Consider the following 25,370-nt stretch of genomic DNA (forward strand, 5'->3'; position numbering starts at 1 on the left):
CCTGCTCATCCACGAACCACTCCTGGAACGCCAGAATCGAACGTGGAAAATCAGGTTTGGGCACACCTCACTCTAGCTGAGCTAAGCGGATACGCACTATCGATGTTATGCAGACGTCTGCATAACATCTAGCTCATCAATTCCGACCTGAAAAGCAGCGCCCTGGCCCACCTGCCCTCGGGCGTGTTCGCGGCCAACGCGGCCTGGCTCGTCCTGGCCGTGATCGCCTTCAACCTCACCCGCGCCACCGCCACAACCGCCGGCACCGGCCTGGCCCGGGCAACGACCGCGACCATCCGCCGAAAACTCATCAACATCCCCCCGAGGATCGCCTCGTCAGCCCGGCGGATCACCCTGCACCTGCCCGAGAACTGGCCCTGGGAAACCGGTTGGACCCGCCTCTTCGACCACGCCTTCGCACCACCCAGCCCCGCGGCAGCTCAGTTCACGCCGACGCGATCATGGACCGCATCGTCCACAACACCATCTGGGTCGAGACCGGCGGCCACAACATGCGAGAGCACACCGCCGGCCAGGTCACGGCATAAAGCCTCGCGCGGTCGGGCGTCGCTGGCCCCCGACCGCGCGACAGCCTGGCACCACCAGGCAATACCCGCGACCCCCGAAGGCAATATTCAACGACCCCCGAACCCGCAAATACTCACGCGGCATCGTTCGGCCGAACTCGAGGCTGAATTGGTACACATGAGTGTCGGTCCAGCCGAAGACGACCTGGAGCACCTGATGCACCCGGTCGAGGGTCAGGTCCGACGGAAGGGTGAGGCGGCGCCAGAGCGGGGGTGTCGCGCCGACCAGATCGACCCGGATGCGAAACTGCGCCGGAGTCGCGGGTGATTCCAGCAACGGCAGCGGGCGCACGGTCTGCGCGCCGCTGCCAAACCCGCCGCCGAACGGGTTCGTCATGGCATCCATGACGAACGCCAGGATGGCGAACCGCTCGGCTCGGGTCTTGTTTCCTGTGCGGGAGCACGAATCAGGGCCAGGCTTCTTGCTCACAGCCTTCTTCTTCGTCATCTCACCGAGTCTAGAAGGCGAAGGGTTCGCGGCAGAGATAATTATCGCTCGGGCCTAATCGAGCTGTAGCGCCAGTCGGAGTGCCTCGTCGATCTCGTCCATCTCGGCCCGGCTGACGTGGCCCACGAGGTTGCCCAGGCGTTCCGGCGCGACCGCAGCGGTCTGTTCGACGAGCACCTGCGTGCGTTCGCTGCCGATCTTGATTGTCGGCCGAAAGCTCTGGGGCCGGGCCGAACGGGAGGTGGGCACAACCAGAACGGTAGAGAGGGAAAGGTCGTCCGATTGAACGATGATGGCGTAGCGGACACCGGCTAGTTCATGGCCAAGGACTCCTCGCGGCGCGGTCAAGCGGTGGATGTCACCACGCACGCAGGTCATCCATCTCTGCAAGGACGGCGCGACTCTCGGCACGGTCGGCGTCGTCCTCCAACAGAGCGGCCGACTCGTATCGCATCTTTTCGCGCCGACGCAGGCGAGCTGCATCGACCAGCGCCTGCCGGATGGCCGTCGACACAGTCGATCCGTCTGCCGTCAGCTCGTCCAAAGCCCGCTGCGCGCGTTCATCCGTTCGGAAATTGATCACCGCCATAACGACATCATAAGACAGTGTGTAAGACGAATCCACTACAAATAAAGACCCCTACCGCACCCGCCGCAACCGGATCGGACCCTTCGCCGTCGAGGGATCGACCACCGTCCCGCCCTGCGTGATCTGCAGTTCACCGCGGGCGACCAAGCGGCGTGCGGCTCGGCGGGCCGGCTCCATGAGGTCGCACCACCCCTCGCCGCCGACCACTTTCGCCGCCTCGGAGGGGCAGATCGTGGCATCCTGCGCCCGCGCACCGAGCAGGGTGGCGATGCTCTCTTCAAGCCGGAGGTCGGTCGCGCTCACTCCGCGCCCGCGGCACGCGGCCGAGCAGTACTTCACCGAATCCCAGTTGTCGGCCCACTTCGCGCGCCACTCGATGCGCCGCCCACAGGAGGCGCAGGTCTTGTCCGCCCGGCCACCGGCGGCGTCCGGGTCGGCGGGTTTGCGTTGACGGTGGGCCATGCCTTCTATCCTGCGGGATTGCGGGGTCGAGCGGGGTCGAGCGCGGTCCGGCGACCGCACGTGACGAATCCGGCGCGCATCCGTCATATTAATGACGGATGCCACAGCCTGCGACCGCCCGGACCGCCCCAACCCGCAGGGCGATAGGCTTCCCGCACATGAACCCGAAGGAAACCCCGTGACGAGCACCGACCCCGCGAGTGCCGAACGACGGCGCGCAGCTGCCGTAGCCAACCGTGGCCGCAACGTCGAGGTGGACGGGCAGCAGTTCACCGTGCACTCCATGGCGAGCGCGTCGCGTGCGCCGGAGTCGGAGCACGAGTCGGAGGCGGAGCCCGAGCCGCCGACCTACCTGCTGGTGCACGGCATTGGGGCGTCGCACCGCTACTACCGGCGGATCCAGCAGCGCCTGGCCCTCACCGGGCACACCCATTCGCTCGACCTTCCCGGATTCGGCGGCACCCGCAAGCCCGGACGACCGCTCGGGATCGAGGAATACGGCGCCCTGCTCGGCCGGCTGATGGATCAACTCGAGGTGCCGCGCGCGGTCGTGGTCGGCCATTCGATGGGCGCCCAATTCGCCACGGAGCTGGCCCGGCAACGCCCGGATGCCGTCCCCCGCCTGGTTCTGATCGGCGCCGTCACCGATCCCCGCCGGGCCACGGCCGTGCAACAGGCGATGGGCCTGACCCGCGATGTGGTCAAGGAGCCGCCGTCGGGCAACCTGATCGTCTTCCGCGATTACCTCGAGTGCGGCCCGCGTTGGTTCTCCACCGAGCTCGTCCCCATGCTCGACTACCGCACCGACCTGGCCCTCGGCGACGTGCGCTCCCCCACCCTCGTGATCCGGGGCGCCAACGATCCCGTCTCGGGCAGCGCCTGGTGTGCGGCGCTGGCCGCCGCCGCGCCGGACGGGCATTTCCGGGAAATCGCGGGCCACCGCCACCTGGTGCACCACAGCGCCGCCGCGCAGACCGCCGCCATCATCGTGGAACACGCCCAGCGGCATCCGTCGGTCACCGGGCCGGCCCCACACACCGCGCAATCCACACACACCCAGCAAGCCCCACGCACACAGCAATCCCCCGGCACCCGGCCCGCCCCATGATTCGCCGTCTGCTGATTCGCCCTCTGCGCGATGCCCGATGGTGGATGCTCGACTACGTCTACGCGGTGAAGAGGCAGACCCGCGCCGCCCTCTCCCGCGCCCAGCCGGCGGACTTCCGCTCCGGGGCCGGCGCGCCAATCGTGATCATCCCCGGGGTGTACGAATCCTGGGCATTCATGCGACCGCTGATCCGGATTCTGCACGACCACGGGTATCCGGTGCACGTGGTGGCGGCGCTGGGCCGCAACCGCCGTTCCCTGGCGGATGCCGCCGCGACCGTCGCCGCCTACCTCGAGCGGGAGAACCTGACCGGCGTCATCATCGTGGCGCACAGCAAGGGCGGCCTGATCGGCAAACAGCTGATGACGACCCACGACCCCGACGGCCGGGTGAGCGGCATGACCGCGATCAGTGTCCCCTTCGCCGGATCCCGCTATGCGCGCTACCTGGTCGTGCCGAGCATCCGTGCTTTCGCCCCCACCAACGCCGCCCTGCACGACCTCGGCCTGGACCACCGGGTCAACGACCGGATCGTGTCCATCTACGGAGAGTTCGACCCGCACATCCCCGAGGGCAGTGAACTCGTCGGTGCCCGCAACATCCGGCTGCGCGTCGGCGGGCACTTCCGCATCCTCGGCGACCCGAGGACCGTGCGGGCTGTGCTCGACGCGGTGACGGATGCCGCGACGCCGGCGCTCTGACCCCGCGGGGTAGCTCGTCGGGCCGGCCTGGGCGCAACCGATCTCGCTCGGCGAACTCGGCCTAACTGAGGGAGAATGGAATCCTCATGAAGACTCTCCTCAATGTGATCTGGCTCGTGTTCTCGGGCTTCTGGCTGTTCCTCGGCTACATGCTGGCGGCCCTGACCATGTTCGTGCTCATCATCACCATCCCCTGGGGAATCGCGGCGGCGCGGATCGGTTTCTATGCGCTCTGGCCGTTCGGCAAGACCGTGGTCGACACACCGGGCGCGGGCGTCGGGTCGCTCCTCGGCAACGTCGTCTGGGTGGTGCTGGCCGGCTGGTGGATCGCCCTCGGGCACCTGATGTCGGGCATCGCGCTCTGCATCACGATCATCGGTATCCCGTTCGGGATCGCCAACTTCAAGCTGATCCCCGTGGCGCTGATGCCGCTCGGCAAGCAGATCGTCGACATTCCCTAAGCGGTCAATCGACGATCCGCTGGTCAGATGCTGACCGCGGGCTGAGGGGACCCAGCGCGCAGAATCGGCGCCGGAACCGAATTGTTGAGCGAATCCTGAACGATGGCGGCGCCGATCGGGCCGAGCAGCAGAAGCAGCCAGAACGCGCCGGCACGGCTGAATCCGGTGGTCTCCTGGACGCCCACGGCGAACTTCCACAGCCACCAGTAGCTGATGATGGGGAGAATGACCAGCCACGTCGTCGGGATCCTGCTGGGCGCGACGAGGTTGATCTCGTTCTTGGTCTTCGCGAACCAAACCAGTGCGTAGATGCCGAAGGTGACGAAGGGCAGGAGCAGCGGCGCTGCAGGACTACGACGTTTCATGTGATTCTGTTCCCCCTAAGATTGCACTGAGGTACCAGCGTGGCAGCCGTGCCCACAGGCCCCCGGAAGTTCGCGCCCCCAGTTCGGGCCGGCCGCCGACAGTGACACTCAGCCCACGCGACGGGCTACTCGTACACGTCCCGGCGATGGCCGACGGTGACCACGACCACCACGAGGATGTCGTTGCGAATGGTGTAGATAATCCGATAGTTGCCCACCCGCACCCGATAGCCGTCCCGTCCCTGCAGCGCTCTAGCCCCGGGCGGGCGAGGGTCTTCGCCCAGCAGGGCGATGGCGCCTTGTACCCGACCACGGTCCTGCGGATCAATGCGCGGCAAGGCTTTGACCGCTGCCGGGCGCAATTCGATCCGGTACTTGCTCACATCCAGCCGAGATCCGCTTTGACCTGCTCCCAGGGAATGTTGTCGCCCTCGTCGGCCATCGCCGCATCAAACGCCGCGACATCCTCAGCATCCTCAAGCGCTTCTAGCATTCGCGCGTACTGTTCGGGGCTCACGAGCACCGCAGCGACCTTTCCGCGACGCTCCAGGAAGACGGCCTCTGTGCTGGCCTGGGCGATCAACTCGGGTAGGCGCGCCCTGGCGTCGGTGACGCTCGACTTCGACATGCCCCAAATGTACATCAGCGTGATCGCGATGTACATGTGCGCACCACTAGTTCGGGTTGTGCTGCCTGACCGACAGTGACCCGTGACCGGGCGCGACGACACATTTCGCGGCGTAGATCGGGACTCCGCCGTGCTCCGCTGTCTGGGTGAGGACGAGGACCGCCGCTGCCGGCTCGATGTTCAGCAGTTTCGCTCGCGTGGGGCCAGCGTCGGTCGCGACGATCTGGCACACGCCGTTCGTGAAGACGTGGCCGTTGGCCTGCATGGATGCAAGGAGCGTGCGTGGTTCGGCGGCGAGCTCCGAGAGTTCGGATGCGATTCGCTCGCTCACATCGGTGAGGTAGCGCCCCGCGGGGAGATGCTCTTGAACGGTGGCAACGGGAACGCCATCCTGCAGCAAGACGCTCTCGCGGATCCAGGCGTTGGCAGCCGGGTCGAGGGAGAGCCGGTGGGACACGAAGTCCGTCACCCCTTCCAATTCGAAGCGCACCGGCTGGACAGTCAACGTCATGTTCGGGTCGGCCAAGGCGATCTCAAATGGCCGCAGCTGCTCCAGGCCGCCGTGCGGGATGGAGTCCGTGACGAATCGCCCCACTCCGCGACGGGTGACCAGTAACCCGTCTTCTTCGAGGAGCATCAGCGCCTCGCGTACGGGTGTGCGGCTGACGCCGAGCATTGCCGAGAGCTCTGTCTCCCTGGGCAGCATTTCGCCCAGCCGGAACACGCCAGAGCGGATTCCATCCGCGAGCCGGGTGTAGACGGCGACTCGAATCGGCTGGCCGACGGTGAGGTGGAGCTGCTGGTGCAAGAACGGGTGCGGTTCCAAACGGGTCGTCACGAGACCTCCTTGTCAACGCCGAACGTACCACATTTGATATGTGACCTGAGAGGTATAACCTCATACTTGAGAGACGAAGGAGTCAACATGAGTTCAACCACAACGAGGGCCGGATCACCGTCAACGACGAAGGTTCTGTATCCCCCCACGCGCAGCACTCCGCACATCGATCCGAAGGGGGTGGACATCGCCGAGACGATCCTCCTTCCGGGGGACCCGCTGAGAGCGAAGTTCATCGCCGAGACATACTTCGACGACATCCGCTGCTTCAACGAGGTTCGCAACATGTTGGGTTTCACGGGCACTTACCGAGGGCGCCCCGTGTCCGTGATGGGCACGGGTATGGGCATCCCCTCCATCTCGCTCTACAGCTACGAGCTGATCCACTTCTTCGGGGTCAAGAACCTGATCCGGGTGGGCAGCTGCGGCGCCATGCAGGAGAACATGGAGCTCTACGACGTGGTTATCGCCCAGGGCGCGTCAACCGACTCCAACTACCTGAACCAGTTCAACCTGCCCGGTACATGGGCGCCGCTGTCGTCGTACCGGCTGCTCGAGCACGCCAAACGGATCGCCGACGAGCGCGGTCAACGCACCCACGTGGGCAATGTGCTCTCGTCCGACCTGTTCTACGGCGCCGATCCCGACGCCATGGGGAAGTGGATGAAGATGGGCATCCTGGCCGCCGAGATGGAGTCGGCAGGGCTGTTCGCCAACGCCGCGGCCGCGGGCGTCGATGCGCTTGGCATCTTCACTGTCAGCGACCACCTCGTCACCAACGCCAGGACCACCCCCGAGGAACGGCAGACCGCCTTCACCGGAATGATCGAGATCGCGCTGGAACTGATCTGATGAGCACCGCGACTCACTCCCCGCGTCCGACCCAGGTCTTCACACCGACCCGGGCCGTCCCCATCCTGCTGTTCCTCTTCGTGTTTTCCCTAGTGCTGGACAATGGCTTCAAGTTCATGTCGCCGGCACTGGCACAGAGTCTCAACCTGCCCGTCAACACCGTCAGCCTGCAAGCCACTCTGACCGGCATCCTGATCGGTATCGGTGCCGTGGTCTACGCCGCGCTGGCCGACTCGATCAGCATCCGGAAACTCATCATTTTCGCGATCCTCGTGATGACGATCGGGTCGATCGTCGGCTTCGTCTTCCAGACCAACTTCTGGCTGATCCTGGTCGGCCGGCTGATCCAGACCGCCGGCCTGGCGGCCGCCGAGACCCTCTACGTGATCTACGTCACCAAGCATTTCAGGGGCGACGAGCAGAAGAAATACCTGGGCTTCAGCACCGCAGCCTTCCAGCTGTCGCTCCTGATCGGCACCGTCGGCAGCGGCTTCATCGCCACCTACATCGGCTGGGCGGCCTTCTTCCTGGTCACCTTGCTTTCCCTGCTGACCATCCCGGTCGTGCTCCGTACGGTTGCCGCTGAGGCAACGAATGAGGGCCACGTGGACGTGTTCGGGCTTTTCCTGATCGCGGTGTTCGCCACCGGCATCATCCTATTCATGCAGAACTTCAACTTGTTGTACCTGATGCCAGTCGTCGCGGGGCTGATTTTATTCATCTGGCACATCCGAACCCACGACAACGCCGTGATCACCATCGCGTTCTTCGCCAACGCCCAATACTCGCTGATGATCATCGTGGTGTTCGTCATCTACTCGGTCCAGCTGGGCTACACCTTCCTCTTCCCGTTCCTGGTATCCGACATCTACGGCTACAACCTCGGAGAGGTCTCCCTGCTGCTGATCCCCGGCTATATCGCCGCCGTGATAGTCGGCTCGGCCACCGGCAAAATCGCCCGGGTCCTCACATCCAAGCAGGCCATCACCACGGCGTTGATCGTGATCATCGCCTCGATGCTGATCCCGGCTCTGGTGGTGGACAAGTGGATCGGGATCTTCGTGATCTCGATGATCTTGTTCGGGATGGGCTTCGCGTTGATGTACGGCCCCCTCGTGTCGACCGCCATTGGGCGGGTGCCGGTCGAGAACTCCGGTATCGCCATCGGCTTCTACAACCTCACCATCAACATTGCCGTGCCGATCGGCATCGCCTACACCGCGGCCCTGATGAACCTTAAGCCCAACCTGCTCGGGGGCATCGCCGGCACCGATCAGGCGTCTTCTTACGGAACGGTGTTGTTGATTCTCGCGGCGGTCGCCGCCCTCGGCCTGGTGCTCTACCGCGTCTTCGTCGTTGTCCTGGAGCGCCAGGGCGAACCCGAAACCGCACCCGCACCCGCACCCACACCCGCACCCGCACCCGCACCCGTCACCAACTAAGGACACACCATGATTTCCGCCCCCACCATCCCCCTCAGCGCGGCCATCGTCGCCCAGCACATCGACCACACCCTCCTGAAGCCCGAGGCCACCGCAGCAGACGTGACCGCGCTCATCGCTGAGGCCATCCGGCTCGGCACCTATTCGGTCTGTGTCTCCCCGTCGATGTTGCCGCTGACCATCCCGGCCGGCGCCGATCTCAAGGTTGCGGTTGTCTGCGGTTTCCCCAGCGGCAAGCACCACAGCGCCATCAAGGCCGCCGAAGCCGCCCTTTCCATCGAGCAGGGCGCGGACGAGGTCGACATGGTCATCGACATCGGCGCCGTCAAGGCCGGCCGGTTCTCGGAGGTGCAGGCCGACATCGCGGCCGTGCGCGCGAGCGTTCCCGCACCGAAGGTGCTCAAGGTGATCATCGAATCCGCTGCGCTGACCGATGCCGAGATCGTCGGCGCGTGCCAGGCATCCGTCGCCGCGGGCGCCGACTTCGTGAAGACCTCCACCGGCTTCCACCCCGCCGGCGGCGCGACCGTGCACGCCGTTCGCCTGATGAAGCAGACTGTGGGCGACCGGGCCGAGGTGAAGGCGTCGGGCGGTGTGCACAGCTTCGAAGAGGCCGCGGCACTGATCGAGGCCGGCGCGACCCGGCTGGGTGTCTCCGGTAGCGCCGCGCTGCTCTCCGGCGCCACCCACGCCGAAAGCGCCGGGGGCTACTGACTGCCGGCCGGGCTCGCACCTTCCATCGTGTGCGAGCCGGGCTCGCACCTTCCATCGTGTGCGAGCCTGGCCCGCGAGCTCCTACCGGCTGGCCGAAACGTCGATCAGCACCTTCCCGACCACTCCGCTCTCGACCAGCGCATGGGCATCCGCCGTGTGCGCGAGGTCGGTGCGGTGCAGGGGCAGCCCCGACTCCTCCCCCACAGCAAGTGCGCCGTCGACGAGCGCCGCGTTGATGTCCTCGGCCGCCGCCCGAATCACGTCGGCACCCACCGTGTAGAGCAGCACGAACTGATAGCGCACGTTAAGGCTGAAGTGCTGGCGCACGTCGAGCGTCACCTGGTCGCCGCCGTTGTTGGCGTAGACCGCGATCGAACCACGATTACGGATGACGGCCAGGTCCAGCCGCGAATTCTGGGCTGGCGCGACCTCCACGATCAGGTCCACCCCCTCCGGTGCGATCGCCCGGATCTGTTCGACGACGTCCGGGTCGGTGTAGGTGAGCACGTGTTGTGCACCTGCCGCCGTGGCGAGCGCCGCTTTCGCCGGCCCGCTCACGGTCGTGACAACGGATGCCCCCGCCCACCGGGCCAGCTGGATCGCCGCGTGCCCGACCGCACCCGCTCCGCCGGCCACGAGCACCACCTTGCCGGCCAGTGCGCCCGGGTGCAGCCGCCGCGGTCCGTCTTCGGCCACCGTCAGCGCGCGGTACGCGGTGATGGCCGGAACGCCGAGGCTCGCGCCCTGGTCAAAGCTCGCATTCGCCGGCAGCACGAAAACGCGCTCCGCGGGAAGCACCGCGTGCTCCTGGGCCGAGCCGCTGTTCGCGCGCTGGTAGGCGGCGAGCGCCAGCCACACCCGGCCGCCCACCGAGACGTGCTGCACGCCGGAGCCGACCGCCTCCACGATGCCAGCGCCATCCTGGCCGGGCACGACGTCGTCAAACGCGAGCGCCTGGCCCGGTGCCGAGCCGCGGCGCGACTTCCAGTCGGTGGGGTTCACGCCGCTGACCACGATCCGCACCCGCACCTCGTCAGCTCCGGGTTCGGTCACCGGCCGATCAACGAGCTGGAGCACGGACGGGTCACCGGTCTGGCTGTACACAATGGACTTCATGTCAGGGGTAACACGAACAGCACCGCGATGTTTCCCAATCGGACGACTTCGCCTGGGAAATGGGCACCTACGCCACTGGCGCCTTAGTCGCAAAGTACTCATAGAGGCTCGACTCGATTGGGCTCGCCAGGCCAAGCGTCATGGAGACCACATCGTCCCCACTCTCGCCGGACATTTTCGTCTGGCGAGCATCCTGAGATTTGGCTGTGCCGAGATAGAAGAAGTCAGTTCCCTCTGCATCGTCTTTCTTCGCGAATACGTGAAGCGGGAGGCGATTCTCCACAATCGCCTTCACCTCGCCACTCGCGAGTGTTCGCCTGCTCCGCGTGTACCAGGTCAGGGTTGACGGGTTGAGGAACTCATCTTCATACTTCGTGCTCTCAGACACGTCTGACCCCTTGTGATAGGTCACAAAAATCGGGCAACTGTTCGAGAAGTAGTCGACTTTGTATCCGTAGATGGTGCTTTGCTGATTCGACTGCCAATTGAGCAAACGGCAGACGTCTTTGCGAGAGTAGCGTTGACCGATTTCAAGCTGCCCGCTCCACCTGTATCGGTGGCGCGCAAGATACAGTCCCGCGTCTACGACATCGCGAACGTGTATCTGGAAGAGCGCCCCTGCACCCCATGCCTCCGCGAATTTCTCGCTGAGGTAGTAGGCCCCATCGTGAAGAGAGACGATCGGGACGGCACCGAACTTCGTGGCTTCTGCTTCGGTGAAGAAAGTCAGGCTCAGTACGGCCAAGACGGAATTGAGAGTCGCCTGGTCGCTGGCCAGCCCGTTCCCGCCAAGCGCAGTTTGAAAGTGCTCAACCGTCACTCCGCCAGGATGCGACAGCAGCTTTTCGAGAAGAAGCAGCTCATGGGGCCGCTTTCCGTTGAGTAGCTCTCCGGAGAGGAACGTCAGAACCGCATCTTCGAAGGCGCCGGCCGATACATCCGTCGCACCGACCTTATTCAGGAATCTCCAATAGTTCTTCTGCTTAGTTGCAATGACCATCGGGTCGACGGTGTCGAAGCGGGCGAAGTCCATGAGTAGCGGCGATCGACCGAGGCGGTTCTTGAGGTCGACGAATGATTTTTTGAGGTTTGACATGCTGTCAAGAGTTGTAGTCGCCAGGGAAGCAAAAATCTTCTCTCTCGAAATCGCGTCAAAGTTCACGCTTGAGAGTCCAGCTATCGCTCCAGCTTCTTGCGCATCGATGATCTTCTTACGAATCGAATCCTTGTTTAGGGTGCTGTCACCGAAGAGCGCGATAGGGATCAGGTAGTTGTTGTCGTAGTTGCCAATGAAGTCGATCACCACGAGGTGGTCTTTGCCGGCGGCCTTGCGCAGTCCTCGCCCCAGCTGCTGAGTGAAAACGATGCTCGATAGCGTCTGTCGGAGCATGACCACCTGGTTGACAGACGGGATGTCGATACCCTCGTTGAAAATATCGACAGTCACGATGTAGTCGAGTTCACCCCGCTCCAGCATCTGCACAGCCAGCTCGCGCTCCTCGACCGAGTGTTTCCCGCTCAAAGCGCGAGTTCTTAGTTGCCGTCCATGGACAGCCCGATTGTTAAGAATTCCCGAGAGCTCAGCCGCTTCGGCATTCTTGCTGCAGAAGATCAACCCTTTGACCGGAACACCGGCGTGGCCATATTTTTCGATGGTCGACACGAGATGATCCACGCGTTCAGAAGCGACCAACCGGCTGAGGTCCGAGACCTGATCGATGACTTCGCCGGTCGACTTAATGTAGTCCGTGACGCCGTAGTAGTGGAACGGCGCCAACATGTCGGCCTCGAGCGCCTTCTGCAAACGAATCTCGTAAGGCACGTTGAAGTCGAACAACTCAAAGACGTTGAACTCATCCGTGCGCTCCGGAGTTGCTGTCATCCCGAGAAGGAATGCCGGCTCAAGGTAATCGATGAGCGTGCGGTAGCTCGCGGCGCCAGCTCGGTGGACTTCGTCGATAAGAACGTAGTCAAAGGCGTCAGGCTCAATCGCTCGAAGATTCTCTGGCCGAGAAAGCGACTGAATCGATGCGAACACATAGCGACGATCGAGCTCCTTCTTCGAACCAACAAACTTGCCGAAGTCGCTGTCCGGGGCACTGAGAACGCGCTTGAACTCATCAATCGCCCGGTCGAGAATCTGCTCTCGATGCACGACGAACAACATTCGTTCGGGCGCGTATGCCCGCACGTCGAGGGCGGAGAGGATTGTCTTTCCTGTCCCTGTCGCCGAAATTACAACGGCACGGCTCTCCCCGGCATCCCGCAACGTCTGAATCTCGGCGAGTGCTTCTACTTGCATTGAGTTTGGGAAGATCCTTCCCATTGGCAGCTCATCGCCGGGCAACTCGACCGATGTAGATCCCTGAAAGGCCTGGGGCTGTGGAGCCCACGTCAGTGCATATTCGTCAATCCATTTCCGCGTCAAGTTGGTCGACGCATCCATGTGTGCCTGCACGGCGCGCTTCAACTGCTGCACAATATCCCCATCAGGCAGGGCCGAAAAGCGCAGATTCCATTCCTGGTTCCTCAGCATCGCCGAGGCGGTCAAATTGGAGCTGCCAACGATCGCTGTGGTACTCGACTCCTGCTCGAATATGTACCCTTTTGCGTGGAACCCAGCAGCGGAGTCTGGATACACGTAGACATCTACGCCATCGAGGTTGAGGAGCTCACGGAACGCGGCAGGCGAGTTGAATCCGAGATAGGTCGATGTGATGATCGTGCCCATTCCTCGGTAGTCAAGGAGTGCCTGTTTGAGCAGGGCAATCGCGCTTGGCGTGATGAATGCGACCGAGAATACGAAGTTGCGCGATCGCTTGAGCTCGTCGAGGATCGCTTTCAGCATCGTCTGGCCGTTGGAATTAGATACAAGAGTGGGGTGGAAGACCTGGTCAGCCTTGACGTGTGAATTTAGGAATCCAAAAACGTTGTCGAGCGTTAGTTGACTGCGAATTTCCCTCAAGCCAAGAAGTCCTTCATCACGCGCGCGACTGCGGGGATGTCGGCGGGGGCCCAATCAAGCTGATCCAGCTCGGCAGCTTGCACCCAACGAATCTCCGAGTGCTCCGTCAGGCGAGGTTCCTTGCCGATCAGCGAGCAGTAGTAGGTGGTGAGGATGACGATGCCAAAGTCGTACTCGTGCTCGGTGGTTTCGATATGTTTGCCAATTTCGGCAGAGCAGAGCAACTCTTCTTCGAGTTCGCGGAGCAATGCTTGCTGCGGTGACTCGTTTGACTCAATCTTGCCCCCGGGGAATTCCCACATGCCGGGCAGCGACATTGTCGAGCTCCGCTGTGCCGCGAGGATTGTCTCCCCTCTGGTGAGGACCGCGCCGACGACTTCGATTCTTTTCTTCAAGTGCCTACTCCGTTACTTGGCCGTCGATCCGTGTGGCCAGCTTATCTAGCAGCGGTGAGCGGCTCACATCAGGTGTGGGCGAGGCCCGCCGCTCAGAGCAAGGTCAGTCCGCTGTTTCGCTTCCAACACGCGCCCCGCATATCAACTGCTGGCTCCTCAGCGGTCACGGCCTTTGCGGGTCGCGCTCGGTGGTCAGGAACGACCCAGCAGGGAGCTCAACCCGGCTTCGCTCACAACGGGAATGCCATAGTCGCGAGCTGTGCGCGCCTTGCCCGACAAGGAGTCGGGGTCGGCCGCGACGACCAGGCGGGACTTCTTCGTCACGCCGGCTCCGGGAACAAATCCGTGCTGCGTAAGTTCGGCGTGCCAATCGGCACGCAACCGCAACATCTCACCGGTGAGAACGACGATGTCGCCCACGGTCAGCGCGAAGCGCTCCGACGAGGCGGCAGCCACCTTCGATGTCCTGGCAACCGGCGGCGCCACCAGCGCAGTCGCAACCGCCGCGGTCGGAAGCCCGAGCAGCTGCGCCACGGTGACGAGGTCGGCTATTTCGGCCTCGGTGAGAACCATGTCAACCCAGGCGATATGCACGAGGTCGTCGAAGTAACGTTCGTGCAGGGCCGCACAGGTGGCGCGGCCGATGCCGAGGTCTTCGGCGAGTTGCACGAGCGCCTGCGCCTCGTGGGTTGAGAGTTCGCGGTCGAGTAGGGCGAGGTCAAGGAGGGCCAGGTAATCCAACTGCTCAGCCGGGCCAGCGAACTCGGGGAGCTTCACCGTGATCCGGTCGAGCCATGATGCGGCCTTGACCGGTCCGGCGGGGGCAACATCGTCGCGGGAAACCCACTCTGACGCCTCTCCCAGAAAGGGTGGCCAAGGCAACGCGGCGGCGCCGGCCACGCTGCGAGCCCAGCCCGGGGCATCCGGGGCCTCTGCAATGTAGGCACCCAGCAGCCTTGCGGTCGCTACGGCATCGGCCAGGGCGCGATGCGCGTCCACGAGAGGGATGTCGTACGCGGCACAACAGTCGGAGAGCTTACGACCGGAGCCCGGGAGGAACTCGCGCGCCAGCTGCATGGTGCAGAGCGCCTCCAGCTTCAGCTCAGCTTCATAGTCGAGCCGTTCCAGCTCCGCAAGCAGGAATCCAGTGTCAAACCGCGCATTGTGCGCTACCAGCACGCGCCCGGAGATGAGCTTGACGAGCTGGGGCGCGATCTGCTCGAAGGTCGGCGCCTGCATCACATCGGCCGCGCGAATGCGGTGGATGTCCTGCCTGCCAAGGTCGCGCCCGGGGTTGATCAGCGTGTCCCATCGGCCGGTGATACGGCCCGTTTCATCCACGTGAACGATTGCAACCCCGATGACCCGATGACTCGACTGCGCGAACAACCCGGTCGTTTCGAAGTCGATGACCGCATAGCCTTTGCCGCTGCCGGCCGTCACTTCGCTCGCATCCCTGTGCGCCGGGTGGCGGAGCCTGCCGGTCATCGGAGAGCTCCTGTCCCTATGATCCCGCCGTCTACCGCTGACACTCCAAGATAATCCGGGCTCATTCTCCAGTCCCCCAGCTGATTGCCGATCATTTCTAATGCCAGCCTAGGTGCGCCGACATTGCTACGAACGCCTGTGATCGGCCCAGCTGTCCCCAGTTGGGGGCACCGCGAATTGGAGACGAGACGGTCTCACCTAGGATTCAGACATGACCCGACGGATGGCCGACCCAGCGTTTCGCGACGACCAGATGAGCCGAATCCACGAGCCACAGGTAAGCGCGATCAACGCGCTCTGCGATCGCCTCATGGAGGAACTGCCCGGCTACTCCGTTCCGTACATCGCACCCCACTACGGAGCCTCGACGGCCGTCATCCTCGCACTGTCTTCGAACCCCGGCCCGCAGGCCGGCGGAGCCACGGGCTCAGGCATGTTGTCACGAGAAAACAACGACGGCTCGGCCGCCCGCATGGGCGACATCTACGAGACCGTTGGCCTCACCGACGACCAGGTCGTGCCGTGGAACGCGTACCCGTGGCACGTGCACGAAACGCACCCGAACGGCCTACCGAACCGTCTGATCGACGATGGGCTCGATGCACTCAAGCGCCTTCTCGACCTGCACCCCAACATCCAGTCCATCGTCGCCCATGGGGGCGACGCTCACCGGAGCGTTCGGCAGCTCGTGTCGAAAAAGCGATTCGGTGAGTACGCGGATGCCCGTGGGTTGAAGACCTGGAACACGCGCCACACCAGCAACCGGGCATTCATTCTGCGCGAGCCGGAAAAATCCATCGCTCTCGAGGGCGTGTGCGAGGTCTACCGCGAAGCGATGGTGCACGCCGGGCTCACGCCACTCTCCGCCGGCAAGTTGGACCTGCCCGTTCCAATGACCGGCCCCGAGCTTCGAGCGGCCGCTCGGGACGAGTTGCTTCCTCTGCTACCGGGTGCGGTCGAGGCCGAGGCTCGGATCAGGGACTATGTCCACGCGCTGCCGCCGCAACGGAGTCAGCGATTGCTGGTTGAGCTTCTCTCTCGCGATCTGATTTCATAGGCCAATGAATGTCCCGTTTTCGTGACACCGCGGCATGTGAAGCTGGCCGGTCGCCACGCCGCGTAGCGGACGGCAGCCGTGCCTCGCGGCGATCTCGAGGGCTTCGTCAATGTCGTCGACTGAGAAAGTCGTCGACTGAGAAAGCGACGCGACGCATGCCAATCGCGAGTGGGGTTCGTCTCAATTGCATCGGGGGTGGATGTACTCGAAGAGTTCCGCTGGCGTTGACGCTCATCAGTTGATGATTTCCCCTCGCTCGGTCTCGCGGAGTGCTGTGAGGCGGTCCTTCCATGCCTGTAGCGCCTCGGGCGTCTGTCGCGTCCAGGCGGTGATTTCTCCGAGGACCCTGAGTGGGGCACTGCTCCGGTACGACCGGGTGGGGTTGCCGGGGAACTTCTTATCGGTCACATTCGGGTCATCCTCAAATGCCCCGGTCGGCTCGACGGCGTAGACGCGGGGGGCGCCGTCGCCCGCCGCGAGTTCGGCAGCAAGTCCAGCACCATTCGGAAGGGCGGTGAAGTAGACGTGATTCATTACGACTTCGGGACGATAGTTAGACCTGAAGCCCGCTCTCAGGAGGTCACCGTCCCGGAGATCGGCTTTTGTGCCGTGAAAGAACGGACCCTCGTCCAGCGGTTGAGTCACTGCAGCATCGTAAGCCGACGACATCCGTGCATGAAACTACCCCGTCACCACGGGCCGCCCGTCAGGATGGCGCCGAGCACGGACGGCAGCAGCTGCGACGCGCCGAAGGCGGTTGCGCACAGCGCAAGGGTGCCGACGAAGCTCCACACTCTCCGCCGCGTGCGCGCCGCGAGAACCTCGGCATCGAGCGAGGTGAAGCGCGCCAGCACGTTCTCTGTCGGCGGGAACACCGGGGCCGGCCACGTGGCCGGGTTGTCGATGATCGTGGCGAGCTCCGCCAGGTCACCGGCGTTGAGAATCACGGGACGCTTCAGGAGCCAGCGTCGCAGGGCGGCGTCGGTGGCGACTTTCACCTGTTCCGGATTCACCTTGACGGTCAACGACTTGGGGTTGACCAGGGCGAGCACGGGTTGCGCGGCCGGGAGCAGCGGCATCCGTTCTCTCAGCAGTTTCGTGACCCGCCGGCCTCGTATTCGGCGTTGCGGATGTAGGACTGCTTCTGGCCGGATACCATCAGACCTCGGCCGGCGACCCACACGGTTTTGCCCGCGTGGTGCTTCGTGTTGATGGTAAAGATGCCGCCAGGGCCGATGACGATGTGGTCGATGTCCGAGCCCTTCTTGCCGATGGGGAGGGCGTGGAAAGACGTCCACTGTGGGGGCAGGGTCGCGAGGATTTCGCCGACCACGTTCTCGCCCTTGGCGTCCAAATACCAGCTGACGCTGTCGGCGCGCAACGGAGAGTTGCCGCAGAACCGCGCGAAGGTGGTGCGTGCTGGCGTGCTGCCGTGCTGCCGCAGCAACTCCTCGCTCACCGCCTGTGCCGCGAACTCCCGGATTTCTTCGCCTGCGAGCCTGAGCCGAAGCCGGTCAGCCGTTCACCAGCGTCGTGAGGGGTCCCGAATCGACCTTGGTTTACCTGCGGAAGGTCGATTTGGGACCCCTCACAGGCGACGGTCACCATCAAGCCGGTTGGGCGTGCCGGTCACAGGCGGTCGTGGATGAAGGTTCCACCCACGACGGTTGCCATCACGGCGATGTCTGAGATCTCCTCCACCGGGCTCAACAGCGGGTTCCGGTCGAGGAACACGAAGTCGCCGAGCTTTCCGGGCCGGATGCTGCCGCGGAGCCCGGCCTCGCCGGTCGCCTCGGCGGACCCCAGGGTGTAGGCGCGAAGTGCGGCCTCCACGCTGATCCGTTCCCCGGGGCCGTAAACCTGGTCGCCGCCGTAGCGCCGTTCGACGAATGCCTGGATATTGGGCAGGACGGTCCCCGACGTCACGGGCCGATCGGAGCTGCCGGGGAGCGGTATGCCGGCTGCGATGAGCGATGCCGCCCGGTAGGACTGGTGTACGCGTTCCTCCCCGAGCGCCCGCGCCATTTCGGCGCCGAACGCGGGGACGAAACCGGGTTGGGGAACGACGACGGCGCCCACCGCCGCGAGGCGGGCGAGCTGGGCATCCGTGATGACGCCACCGTGCTCGATGCGGTTCGGGACGGAGCGTGGGCCGTAGGCCTCCCGCGCGAACTCGAACACCTCGAGGGCGAAGTCGATGGCTTCGTCACCGATGGCATGCGCGGCGATCGACCAGCCGGCGCGATATGCGGCGAGGATTCTCTGCCGCATCTCCTCGACATCCCCCTGGAAGTAGCCGTGGTTGTCCGACACGCCGGCGCAGTAGGCCTCGGACATGGCGGCGGTCAGGCCCAGCAACGAACCGTCGAGGAAGACCTTGGTCGGGCCGATCTTCAGAAAATCGTTGCCGAAGCCGGTGCGAACACCGAGATCGAGGCCCAGTGTCATGTTGTCGTCGCGGTGACCGCTCATCTCGTGCAGGGCATCCAGGGAGACCATCAGTTGCGCCCGCGCTCGAAGCACGCCCGTCTCGAGCGCCGTCTGGTAGGCGCCGAGTTCGAGGGGACTGTGCCCGATCCAGCCTCCGGCGATCCCGGCCTCCGTGAAGCTCGTGATGCCCTCCGTCGCATAGACCTGGGTTGCACGATCGATCGCGCCGACGATGCTGCCCTGGGAGTACGGGAGGAACAAGCGCTGCACGGCCTGCTGCGCGCGTTCCTCCAGCAAGCCGGTGAACCGACCCCGTTCGTCGCGGACCGCCACGGCGCCGGCCTCCTCGCGGTAATCGGCTGCGAGGAAACCGGCCAGGCCGAGCGCCGTGCTGTTGACGATGCAGGCGTGGCCGGAGTTGTGCCGAATGTAGATCGGGTTTCGCGGAGCTATGGCGTCGAGCATGTCGATGTCGGGGTAGCGTCCCCCGAACTTTTGGTGATTGAAGCCCGAGGCGACGACCCATGCGCCATCCGCACTCTCGCCGGCGCGACGCTGCAGCGCCGCGTAAACGTCGTCCATGCTGCTCTGGACGCTGAGGTCCACCTCGGTGAGCGACAACCCGAACCAGGTCGTGTGGCAATGCACGTCGTTGAACCCCGGCAGTACCGTCAGGCCGGCCGCGTCGACCTCCCGATCGGCGGTGGCCCCGTCGAGTTCCTCCCCCACTGCGACGATGCGGCCGGCTGACACTCCGACCGAGCGGGCGGCGGGCCGGTCCGCATCCATGGTCAGAATGGTGGCGTTGCGGATCAGAAGATCCAGCTTGCGTTCAGACACCGGCGACCTCGGGGACCTCGGGGACCTCGGGGACCTCGGGGACCTCGGGGACCTCGGGGACCTCGGCGGCTGTTTCGGGCACGAGGGCGACGAGGGTATCGGCGACCAGTCCCGGCCGAGGAGAGCCCTCGATCTCGACGACGTAGTTCACACCCGCCAGCACCAACCCCGATTTCGCGGACACCGAGGTCAGCGTGGCTCGCGCCCGAATGCGGGAGCCCACGGGCACAGGGGCGGGAAACCGCAACCGATCGATCCCATAGTTGATGATGTCGGACACGCCGTCGACTCGGTAGAGCTGACGGGCGAACATGCTCAGCAGCGAGACCGTGAAATAGCCGTGTGCGATCGTGACGCCGTAGCGAGAACCGCCCGCGAACGCGGGGTCGCAGTGGAGTGCCTGCCAGTCCTGGGTGACGTCGGCGAAGGCATCCACTGCCGGCTGTTCGACGGTCATCCACGGGCTGGGGCCGAGTTCTTCGCCCACCGACCCGATGAGGTCGTGGGTGGAGGAGAACACGCGCAGCGGTGCCGAGTCAGCCATGCGGGCCCCCGGCGACGTACAGGACCTGGCCCGAGACGAAACCGGAGCCCTCCCCGGCGAAGAACGCGACGGCGTCGGCCACGTCTTCGGGCGAGCCCACGCGCCGCACCGCCGTGGCCACCGCCGCGCTGGCCTGCAGCTCTTCGAAGGACACACCGATTCGTTCGGCCGTGGTGCGGGTCATGTCGGTGGCGATGAATCCGGGAGCCACGGCGTTGACCGTGACCCCGAACGGGCCCAGTTCCCAGGCCAAGGTCTTCGTGAAACCCTGGATGCCGGCCTTGGCTGCGGCGTAGTTCGCCTGGCCTCGGTTGCCCAGGGCGGAGGTGCTGGACAGGTTGACGATGCGCCCCCACTTGGCTGTGACCATGTGCTTCTGCACGGCTCGGGACATCAGGAACGCTCCGCGCAGATGCACGTTGAGCACCAGATCCCAGTCGTCGGCGCTCATCTTGAACAACATGTTGTCGCGCAGGACCCCGGCGTTGTTGACGAGGATCTGTGGTTCACCCAGGCGCGCGACGACATCCGCCACCGCCTGGTCGACTGAAGCCTCGTCGGCCACGTCGACGGCGACGGCAATCGCGTTGGCGCCCGCGCCGACCAGCTCGCGCACGGTGGATTCCGCGGCCGCCAGGTTGCGGTCGAGTACGGCCACGGCGTTGCCCTCCCGGGCCAAGCGCGCCGCGATCGCGGCCCCGATTCCCTGCGCTCCCCCGGTCACTATGGCCACGTGTCGTTCATTCTTCATGATCGTTCATCCCATCTTTTTGAGCGGTCATTACCGTTTACCTGAGCCACCGTTTACCGGAGCCTCTCGAGGGCCAGGGCCATGCCCTGGCCTCCGGCCACACACATGGCCTCCAGCCCGAACTGGCGATCGTGCACCCGCAGTGAGTGCACCAGCGTCGTTGCGATGCGTGCGCCCGTCATGCCGTAGGGATGCCCCAGGGCCAGGCTTCCGCCGTTGACGTTCACCCGGCCGGGATCGATGCCGAGATCTCGGACATTCGAAAGCACCTGCACGGCAAAGGCCTCGTTGATCTCGACTTCGTCGAAATCGGCGACGGACATCCCGAGTCGCTGAAGCAATGTGCGGATCGCCGACACCGGCCCGGTGCCCATGATCTCCGGCGAGGTGGCGGAGACACTCGTGCCGAGGATGCGCGCGAGCGGCTGGATGCCCAGTTGCTGCGCGCGTCGGTCCGACATGATGACGAGTGCCGCCGCCCCGTCGTTGAGAGGGCAGCTGTTGCCAGCGGTCACGGTTCCCCCGGGGCGGAATGCCGGCTGCAGGGCCCCGAGCCCGTCCAGGGTCGTCCCGGGCCGGGGGCTGTCGTCGGCCGAGATGACCTTCCCATCGGCTCGACGGTACGGGGTCACTTCCTCGGCCCAGAAGCCCCTCGCGTCGGCGGCCGCCGCGAGGGTTTGGCTCCGCAGCGCGAACTGGTCCTGGTCGTGCCGGCTGATCCCGGAGAGGGAGGCGACGTTCTCGGCAGTCTGACCCATCTGGATGTACACGTCGGGGAGTTGCCAGTCGAGCCGTGGATCCGTCCAGGGTTCGGCGGTCTCGGCCCGGTGTCTCGACCTCGCCGCCGCCTCCTCGAAGCGAGGGCTCCGCGAGCCGGGGAGGTTGTCGACGTCGGTCAGCGCGAAGCTCGAGATGGATTCCACTCCGGCGGCAATGAAAACGTCACCCTCACCAGACCTGATGGCGTGGGCGGCCGACCGGATGGACTGCAGCGACGAGGCACAGAACCGCGACACCGTCAGCCCGGGAACCGTGTCCCAGCCCAGTTGCACGGCGATGACCCTCGCCAGGTTGCTGCCCTGAAGGCCACCGGGTACACCGCAGCCCAGGATGATGTCCTCGACCTCCCGTGGATCGAGTGGCGGCACGGCCGCGACGGCGGCCTGGATGGCGGCGACGGCGAGGTCTTCCGGTCGTTCAGTGGCGAAGCTTCCCTTGAAGGCCCGCCCGATCGGTGTGCGCGCGGTGGCGACGATGACCGCTTCAGGCATGGGTGCCCTCCCGCCTCGGGGAGAAGCTATTTGACGGCGCGGTTGGCCTTGCCGTCGGGAACCCGGATGGCCCAGATCTCTTCAACCAGCGAGTGGATGTCGAGGTGATTCTCCGGTTCGGTCCAGGTCGGCCGGCCGTCGCAGCCGCGGAGGAGCGCCGCGGCGAGTTCCACGTGGATGTCGGCGATTTCGTCGGGCGAGTGTCGGCCGTCCACGGAGTACCAGCGCGCGACGCCGGAACACATTTCGAGAAGCGCGATTCGTGCCGCGCTTTGATCGGGGACGGTGAAGAATCCGGCTGCGACACCCTCGGCGATGGCATCAGCCCAGAATTTCTCGTAGGAGTCGCGCTGCTGAATGATGAGCATGCGATCGTCCGGCTCGAGAGCGCTGACCTGGTTGTCGACCACATTGGAGGCGTCGCGCCGGAGCGCGTGGGTGATGACGTGCATCCGCACCAGGCCGGCGAGTCGGATGCGCACGTCGTCTGATTGGGATTCGATGACGCGAGCAGCCAGGAGCAGGCGATCGAGGGCGTCCTGCATGATTTGAAAGAGCAGACGCTCCTTGGTTCCCATGTAGTGATAGAGAGTGGCGCTCGACAAATTTGCGCCTGCGGCCAGATCACGGATGCCGGTGCCGTGGAAACCGCGAACGGCGAACAGGTGCACCGCCGACTCGAGCAGTCGCTGGTGGGTGTCGTTGATTGCGGGGCTGTCCACCGATCGAACGAGGGGCTCTCGACCGAGGGGTTCGACTGAGCTGGACACGGAGACTCCTCTATTTTCGAACTGCACAGGCGGCCGCTCGGATGATCGTATCCTGCGGTGCCCGATGTCTGTCCTGATTGCGCCCCACGGATGCGGGCTGCTTCTTCATTCATGCCAGCGCCCCTCCTTCGAGTCCCAGGCGCCGCGGAGCGATCCGGCCTGGGTCAGCTCGTGTTTCGCGACTCGTTCCGAGACGGTGCGCGGCAGTTCACGCTCGACCCGCCAGTATCTCGGAACCTTGAAGTAGGCGAGTTCGGTCGCGCAGCTCGCGGACACGCTGTCGATCAGGTCCACCGCGGAAGGGGCCGGGGCTGAAGGCACGAGGTAGGCCAGCACCTCCTCGCCTCGGAGCTCGTCGGGCACGGCGACGACGGCCGCCAGCTCCACACCGGGGTGGAGGACGAGGACCTCCTCGACCTCGATCGCGGAGATGTTCTCGCCGCTTCGCCGGATCATGTCCTTCGTGCGGCCGCGGTAGTAGAGGCGTCCGAGCTCGTCTCGCTCGGCGAGGTCGCCGGTGTGGAACCAACCGCCGCGGAAGGCCCGCTCGGTCGCCTCGGCATCCTCGAAGTAGCCGGTCATCAGCCCCGCTCCGCGCAACAGGAGCTGCCCGGTTTGGCCTACCGCGCAGGGGGCCCCCGAGTCGTCGACGACGAGGGCCTCACGATGGGATCGAGGCCGCCCGAGGCATCCGGAACCCAGCAACTCGTCGTGTTCGTCGACGTCGACGAACAGGTCGGCGCCGGTTTCGGTCATCCCGAACGCTTCGTACCACGGGGCGCCCCAGCGCTCTTCGAGGGCCCGGTGAATAGAGGCCGGGATGGCAGAGGCCTGCACCGCGCGAACGCGGTTGTTCCGGTCCTCGTCGCTCGGCGGCATCTTCAGCAGCAGCGTGGGCATGAGGCCGAGGCAGTAAAAGTAGGTGACCTGGAACTCTCGCACGCTCTGCCAGAAGGTGCTCGGGTGGAACCGGTCCAGAATGACCAGCTCGACCCCGGCGAGAAGTGCGCTCGCGACGTTCCACTGCGGATCGATGTAGTGGAACGGCTGCACGGTGAGCATCACGTCGGCATCCGTCAGGTGCGGGAAGTCGTGTTGGAGCGTCCAGGCGATCGACAGCCAGTACTCGTGCGGGAGAACACACCCCTTCGGCTTGCCCGTCGTGCCTGAGGTGAACTGGATGTTCGACGTGTCCCCAGGTTTCGCCTGGTCGAGTGGAGCCGCGGGCTCCCGCGGCGAGTCCCCTGATCTCCAACCGAGCAGAAGTCCCTCGAGCGAGAAGACTTTCTCGAGCAACGGGCACCGTTCCGCTACCTGCCCGGCCAGGGACAGGAACTCCTCCACCGTCAGGAAAGCCGTCGCCCCGGCGAGGGACGCGACGTGCGTGGCGTCGGTAAGACGGTAGTTCGTGTTCATCGGCACAACGATGGCGCCCAATCGCGCGAGAGCGAGCCAGGCCGCGGGGAACTCCAGTGTGTTCTTCGCCATCAGCACCACACGGTCCCCGGCGCCGATCCCGACCGCCGAGAGCTCACCGGCAAGGTATCGGGTGACGGCCTCGACCTCGGTGAAGGACAAGGTCTCGCCGGTGGCCCCGAACCGCCACGCGGTCCGATCGGCCCACCGCTCGGCCGCCCGGGTGATCAGGTCGCCGAGGTTGCCGACTCCGTCGATGTGAGCGTCCGCACACACGCCCTGACTGCCGGCCGCCCGAACGAGGTCGTCGCCTGAGTCGATCACTGACCGCTGCCCGCCGGCCTCGACCCCGTGGTGGCGAACTGGTCGCGGGCATCCGCGGCGTCTGCGGAGTCACCGGTCAAGAGGGCGTTCTGGATTTCGAGTTTCATCGCCGTTTCGACCTGCGGGCGAACGGCGCTCTCGAACGCTTCCTTCGCGAGCGAGAGGGCGCGGTGGGGCAGCGCCAGAAGACGTCGGGCAAGTTCTTCCGCAACGCGCAGGTGGTCACCGGGCGCTGTCACTCGGTTGATCAGGCCGAGCGACTTCGCCTTCTCGGCACCGAACGTCTCACCGAGCAGGATCAGTTCCTTGGCCATCGGCAGCCCGACGGCCTGAGGGAGAAGGTAGGAGATCCCCCCGGTGACGGACAGGCCCACCGAGACCTCCGGGAATCCAAACTGCGTCCCCGCATCCGCGACGATGAAGTCACAACTCAGGGCGAATTCCATTCCCGCGCCCAGGGCGTAGCCATGGACGGCCGCGATGGACACGGTGGCCGAGTCGCGCAGCAGTCGAGTGATGCCCTGCAGCGCGTGAAGGTGCTCGAGGGCTTCCGGCGAATCCGGGGGAAGCGTCTCTGCCTTGAGGTCATGCCCCGCGCAGAACGCCCGCCCGTCGCCGGAGATCACGGTGACCAGAGCGTGTTGCGCTGCCGCCTGGTCCAATGCGCGCTTGAGATCAGCAACGAGCTGGGGTGAAGCCGCGTTGAGCCGCTCCGGCCGGTGCAGTCGAATAAAGGCGATCTGGTCCGCCATTTCGAATGTCGCGAAATGCGTGGGTACGTCAGTGCCGGTCACGTGTTCATCCTTTG

General features: G+C 64.9%; 30 protein-coding genes and 2 pseudogenes. 9 read left to right on the forward strand and 23 right to left on the reverse strand.

The features are described 5' to 3' along the window. Positions 1 to 135 precede the first annotated feature (135 nt). Both E3T37_RS03725 and E3T37_RS17700 read left to right on the forward strand, forming a co-directional pair. A pseudogene (locus tag E3T37_RS03725) lies at positions 136 to 426 on the forward strand (transposase); the annotation flags it as partial. Further along, complete coding sequence (locus tag E3T37_RS17700; RefSeq protein ID WP_160141101.1) at positions 390 to 548, forward strand: hypothetical protein; 159 nt, start codon at positions 390 to 392, stop codon at positions 546 to 548. The pseudogene E3T37_RS03725 and the gene E3T37_RS17700, both read left to right, overlap by 37 nt. Here E3T37_RS17700 and E3T37_RS03730 read toward each other — a convergent pair. From E3T37_RS03730 to E3T37_RS03745, 4 genes are read right to left on the reverse strand one after another with little or no spacing between them, the layout of a single operon-like run. Next, positions 538 to 1,035, reverse strand: a complete 498-nt coding sequence (locus E3T37_RS03730) for a plasmid pRiA4b ORF-3 family protein (RefSeq protein ID WP_241976253.1) — start codon at positions 1,033 to 1,035, stop codon at positions 538 to 540. The genes E3T37_RS17700 and E3T37_RS03730 overlap by 11 nt on opposite strands. Before the next feature lie 54 nt (positions 1,036 to 1,089). After that, positions 1,090 to 1,404 (reverse strand): type II toxin-antitoxin system PemK/MazF family toxin, encoded by a 315-nt coding sequence (locus tag E3T37_RS03735; protein ID WP_134365501.1) that lies wholly within the window; start codon positions 1,402 to 1,404, stop codon positions 1,090 to 1,092. Next, entirely contained in the window at positions 1,394 to 1,624 is a 231-nt protein-coding gene (locus E3T37_RS03740; RefSeq protein ID WP_134365502.1) for a hypothetical protein, read from the reverse strand. Before E3T37_RS03740 ends, E3T37_RS03735 begins: the two co-directional genes overlap by 11 nt. Positions 1,625 to 1,675: 51 nt before the next feature. Then, complete coding sequence (locus E3T37_RS03745; protein ID WP_134365503.1) at positions 1,676 to 2,086, reverse strand: DUF2256 and DUF3253 domain-containing protein; 411 nt, start codon at positions 2,084 to 2,086, stop codon at positions 1,676 to 1,678. Positions 2,087 to 2,264: 178 nt separating this feature from the next. Between E3T37_RS03745 and E3T37_RS03750 the strand changes: the two genes are divergently transcribed. From E3T37_RS03750 to E3T37_RS03760, 3 genes are all read left to right on the forward strand, one after another. Continuing rightward, positions 2,265 to 3,194, forward strand: coding sequence for an alpha/beta fold hydrolase (locus E3T37_RS03750; RefSeq protein ID WP_160141100.1), 930 nt, complete (start codon positions 2,265 to 2,267; stop codon positions 3,192 to 3,194). Beyond that, positions 3,191 to 3,895: a triacylglycerol lipase gene (locus E3T37_RS03755; protein WP_174844091.1), complete on the forward strand. Its 705-nt coding sequence runs from the start codon at positions 3,191 to 3,193 to the stop codon at positions 3,893 to 3,895. The genes E3T37_RS03750 and E3T37_RS03755 overlap by 4 nt, the downstream gene beginning before the upstream one ends. Positions 3,896 to 3,981: 86 nt before the next feature. After that, a complete protein-coding gene (locus E3T37_RS03760; RefSeq protein ID WP_134365505.1) occupies positions 3,982 to 4,356 on the forward strand; it encodes a YccF domain-containing protein in 375 nt (124 codons plus the stop codon). Positions 4,357 to 4,379: 23 nt separating this feature from the next. Here E3T37_RS03760 and E3T37_RS03765 read toward each other — a convergent pair whose 3' ends face one another. The 4 genes from E3T37_RS03765 to E3T37_RS03780 form a co-directional block, all read right to left on the reverse strand. After that, positions 4,380 to 4,721 carry a DUF4234 domain-containing protein gene (locus tag E3T37_RS03765; RefSeq protein ID WP_134365506.1) on the reverse strand — a complete coding sequence of 114 codons (342 nt, stop codon included), beginning with the start codon at positions 4,719 to 4,721 and terminating at the stop codon, positions 4,380 to 4,382. A 125-nt stretch (positions 4,722 to 4,846) separates the two neighbouring features. After that, positions 4,847 to 5,104: a type II toxin-antitoxin system RelE/ParE family toxin gene (locus E3T37_RS03770; RefSeq protein ID WP_134365507.1), complete on the reverse strand. Its 258-nt coding sequence runs from the start codon at positions 5,102 to 5,104 to the stop codon at positions 4,847 to 4,849. Next, positions 5,101 to 5,385 (reverse strand): type II toxin-antitoxin system Phd/YefM family antitoxin, encoded by a 285-nt coding sequence (locus E3T37_RS03775; RefSeq protein ID WP_241976249.1) that lies wholly within the window; start codon positions 5,383 to 5,385, stop codon positions 5,101 to 5,103. The genes E3T37_RS03770 and E3T37_RS03775 overlap by 4 nt, the downstream gene beginning before the upstream one ends. Positions 5,386 to 5,395: 10 nt before the next feature. Beyond that, a complete protein-coding gene (locus E3T37_RS03780; protein WP_134365508.1) occupies positions 5,396 to 6,187 on the reverse strand; it encodes a GntR family transcriptional regulator in 792 nt (263 codons plus the stop codon). A gap of 87 nt (positions 6,188 to 6,274) precedes the next feature. On the opposite strand from E3T37_RS03780, the gene deoD reads away from it, so the two are divergent. The 3 genes from deoD to deoC are packed head-to-tail and all read left to right on the forward strand — an operon-like array spanning position 6,275 to position 9,195. After that, the gene (deoD, locus tag E3T37_RS03785) at positions 6,275 to 7,039 is read left to right on the forward strand and encodes a purine-nucleoside phosphorylase (RefSeq protein WP_134365509.1); all 765 of its coding nucleotides are present in this window, start codon (positions 6,275 to 6,277) and stop codon (positions 7,037 to 7,039) included. Further along, a complete protein-coding gene (locus E3T37_RS03790) occupies positions 7,039 to 8,481 on the forward strand; it encodes an MFS transporter (protein WP_134365510.1) in 1,443 nt (480 codons plus the stop codon). Before deoD ends, E3T37_RS03790 begins: the two co-directional genes overlap by 1 nt. Before the next feature lie 9 nt (positions 8,482 to 8,490). Beyond that, entirely contained in the window at positions 8,491 to 9,195 is a 705-nt protein-coding gene (gene deoC / locus E3T37_RS03795) for a deoxyribose-phosphate aldolase (protein ID WP_134365511.1), read from the forward strand. An 81-nt stretch (positions 9,196 to 9,276) separates the two neighbouring features. On the opposite strand, the gene E3T37_RS03800 is transcribed toward deoC, so the two are convergent. The 4 genes from E3T37_RS03800 to E3T37_RS03815 all read right to left on the reverse strand — a co-directional run bounded on the left by E3T37_RS03800 (position 9,277) and on the right by E3T37_RS03815 (position 15,159). After that, positions 9,277 to 10,311: an NADPH:quinone reductase gene (locus E3T37_RS03800; RefSeq protein WP_134365512.1), complete on the reverse strand. Its 1,035-nt coding sequence runs from the start codon at positions 10,309 to 10,311 to the stop codon at positions 9,277 to 9,279. Between the two features lie 67 nt (positions 10,312 to 10,378). Further along, positions 10,379 to 13,159 (reverse strand): DUF3427 domain-containing protein, encoded by a 2,781-nt coding sequence (locus E3T37_RS03805; RefSeq protein WP_198415956.1) that lies wholly within the window; start codon positions 13,157 to 13,159, stop codon positions 10,379 to 10,381. Between the two features lie 113 nt (positions 13,160 to 13,272). After that, positions 13,273 to 13,671, reverse strand: coding sequence for a (deoxy)nucleoside triphosphate pyrophosphohydrolase (locus E3T37_RS03810; RefSeq protein WP_134365514.1), 399 nt, complete (start codon positions 13,669 to 13,671; stop codon positions 13,273 to 13,275). A 192-nt stretch (positions 13,672 to 13,863) separates the two neighbouring features. Then, the gene (locus tag E3T37_RS03815) at positions 13,864 to 15,159 is read right to left on the reverse strand and encodes an exonuclease domain-containing protein (RefSeq protein ID WP_134365515.1); all 1,296 of its coding nucleotides are present in this window, start codon (positions 15,157 to 15,159) and stop codon (positions 13,864 to 13,866) included. A gap of 211 nt (positions 15,160 to 15,370) precedes the next feature. Here E3T37_RS03815 and E3T37_RS03820 point away from each other — a divergent pair, with 211 nt between their 5' ends. Further along, positions 15,371 to 16,216 (forward strand): hypothetical protein, encoded by an 846-nt coding sequence (locus E3T37_RS03820; protein WP_134365516.1) that lies wholly within the window; start codon positions 15,371 to 15,373, stop codon positions 16,214 to 16,216. A gap of 48 nt (positions 16,217 to 16,264) precedes the next feature. Here the strand turns inward: E3T37_RS03820 and E3T37_RS17790 are convergent. The 11 genes and pseudogenes from E3T37_RS17790 to E3T37_RS03870 all read right to left on the reverse strand — a co-directional run. Then, positions 16,265 to 16,432 (reverse strand): annotated as a pseudogene (locus E3T37_RS17790) (VOC family protein); the annotation flags it as partial. Positions 16,433 to 16,450: 18 nt separating this feature from the next. After that, positions 16,451 to 16,861 (reverse strand): NAD(+)--rifampin ADP-ribosyltransferase, encoded by a 411-nt coding sequence (arr, locus tag E3T37_RS03825; protein WP_134365517.1) that lies wholly within the window; start codon positions 16,859 to 16,861, stop codon positions 16,451 to 16,453. Between the two features lie 44 nt (positions 16,862 to 16,905). After that, positions 16,906 to 17,295, reverse strand: coding sequence for a hypothetical protein (locus E3T37_RS03830; protein WP_134365518.1), 390 nt, complete (start codon positions 17,293 to 17,295; stop codon positions 16,906 to 16,908). Between the two features lie 8 nt (positions 17,296 to 17,303). Next, positions 17,304 to 17,675 carry a nuclease-related domain-containing protein gene (locus E3T37_RS03835; protein WP_166806067.1) on the reverse strand — a complete coding sequence of 124 codons (372 nt, stop codon included), beginning with the start codon at positions 17,673 to 17,675 and terminating at the stop codon, positions 17,304 to 17,306. Between the two features lie 170 nt (positions 17,676 to 17,845). Next, complete coding sequence (locus tag E3T37_RS03840) at positions 17,846 to 19,486, reverse strand: amidohydrolase (RefSeq protein ID WP_241985474.1); 1,641 nt, start codon at positions 19,484 to 19,486, stop codon at positions 17,846 to 17,848. Then, positions 19,479 to 20,030, reverse strand: coding sequence for a MaoC family dehydratase (locus tag E3T37_RS03845; RefSeq protein ID WP_134365520.1), 552 nt, complete (start codon positions 20,028 to 20,030; stop codon positions 19,479 to 19,481). Before E3T37_RS03845 ends, E3T37_RS03840 begins: the two co-directional genes overlap by 8 nt. Next, complete coding sequence (fabG, locus tag E3T37_RS03850; protein ID WP_241976246.1) at positions 20,023 to 20,781, reverse strand: 3-oxoacyl-ACP reductase FabG; 759 nt, start codon at positions 20,779 to 20,781, stop codon at positions 20,023 to 20,025. Before fabG ends, E3T37_RS03845 begins: the two co-directional genes overlap by 8 nt. A 53-nt stretch (positions 20,782 to 20,834) precedes the next feature. After that, complete coding sequence (locus E3T37_RS03855) at positions 20,835 to 22,052, reverse strand: acetyl-CoA C-acetyltransferase (protein ID WP_134365522.1); 1,218 nt, start codon at positions 22,050 to 22,052, stop codon at positions 20,835 to 20,837. Between the two features lie 26 nt (positions 22,053 to 22,078). Further along, positions 22,079 to 22,822, reverse strand: coding sequence for a TetR/AcrR family transcriptional regulator (locus tag E3T37_RS03860; RefSeq protein WP_160141098.1), 744 nt, complete (start codon positions 22,820 to 22,822; stop codon positions 22,079 to 22,081). Between the two features lie 105 nt (positions 22,823 to 22,927). Further along, entirely contained in the window at positions 22,928 to 24,562 is a 1,635-nt protein-coding gene (locus E3T37_RS03865) for an AMP-binding protein (protein WP_241976244.1), read from the reverse strand. Further along, positions 24,559 to 25,356, reverse strand: coding sequence for an enoyl-CoA hydratase/isomerase family protein (locus E3T37_RS03870; RefSeq protein ID WP_198415957.1), 798 nt, complete (start codon positions 25,354 to 25,356; stop codon positions 24,559 to 24,561). The genes E3T37_RS03865 and E3T37_RS03870 overlap by 4 nt, the downstream gene beginning before the upstream one ends. Between the last annotated feature and the right edge of the window lie 14 nt (positions 25,357 to 25,370).

The sequence above is a fragment of the Cryobacterium sp. TMT2-10 genome (assembly GCF_004403075.1).
GTDB lineage: Bacteria > Actinomycetota > Actinomycetes > Actinomycetales > Microbacteriaceae > Cryobacterium > Cryobacterium shii.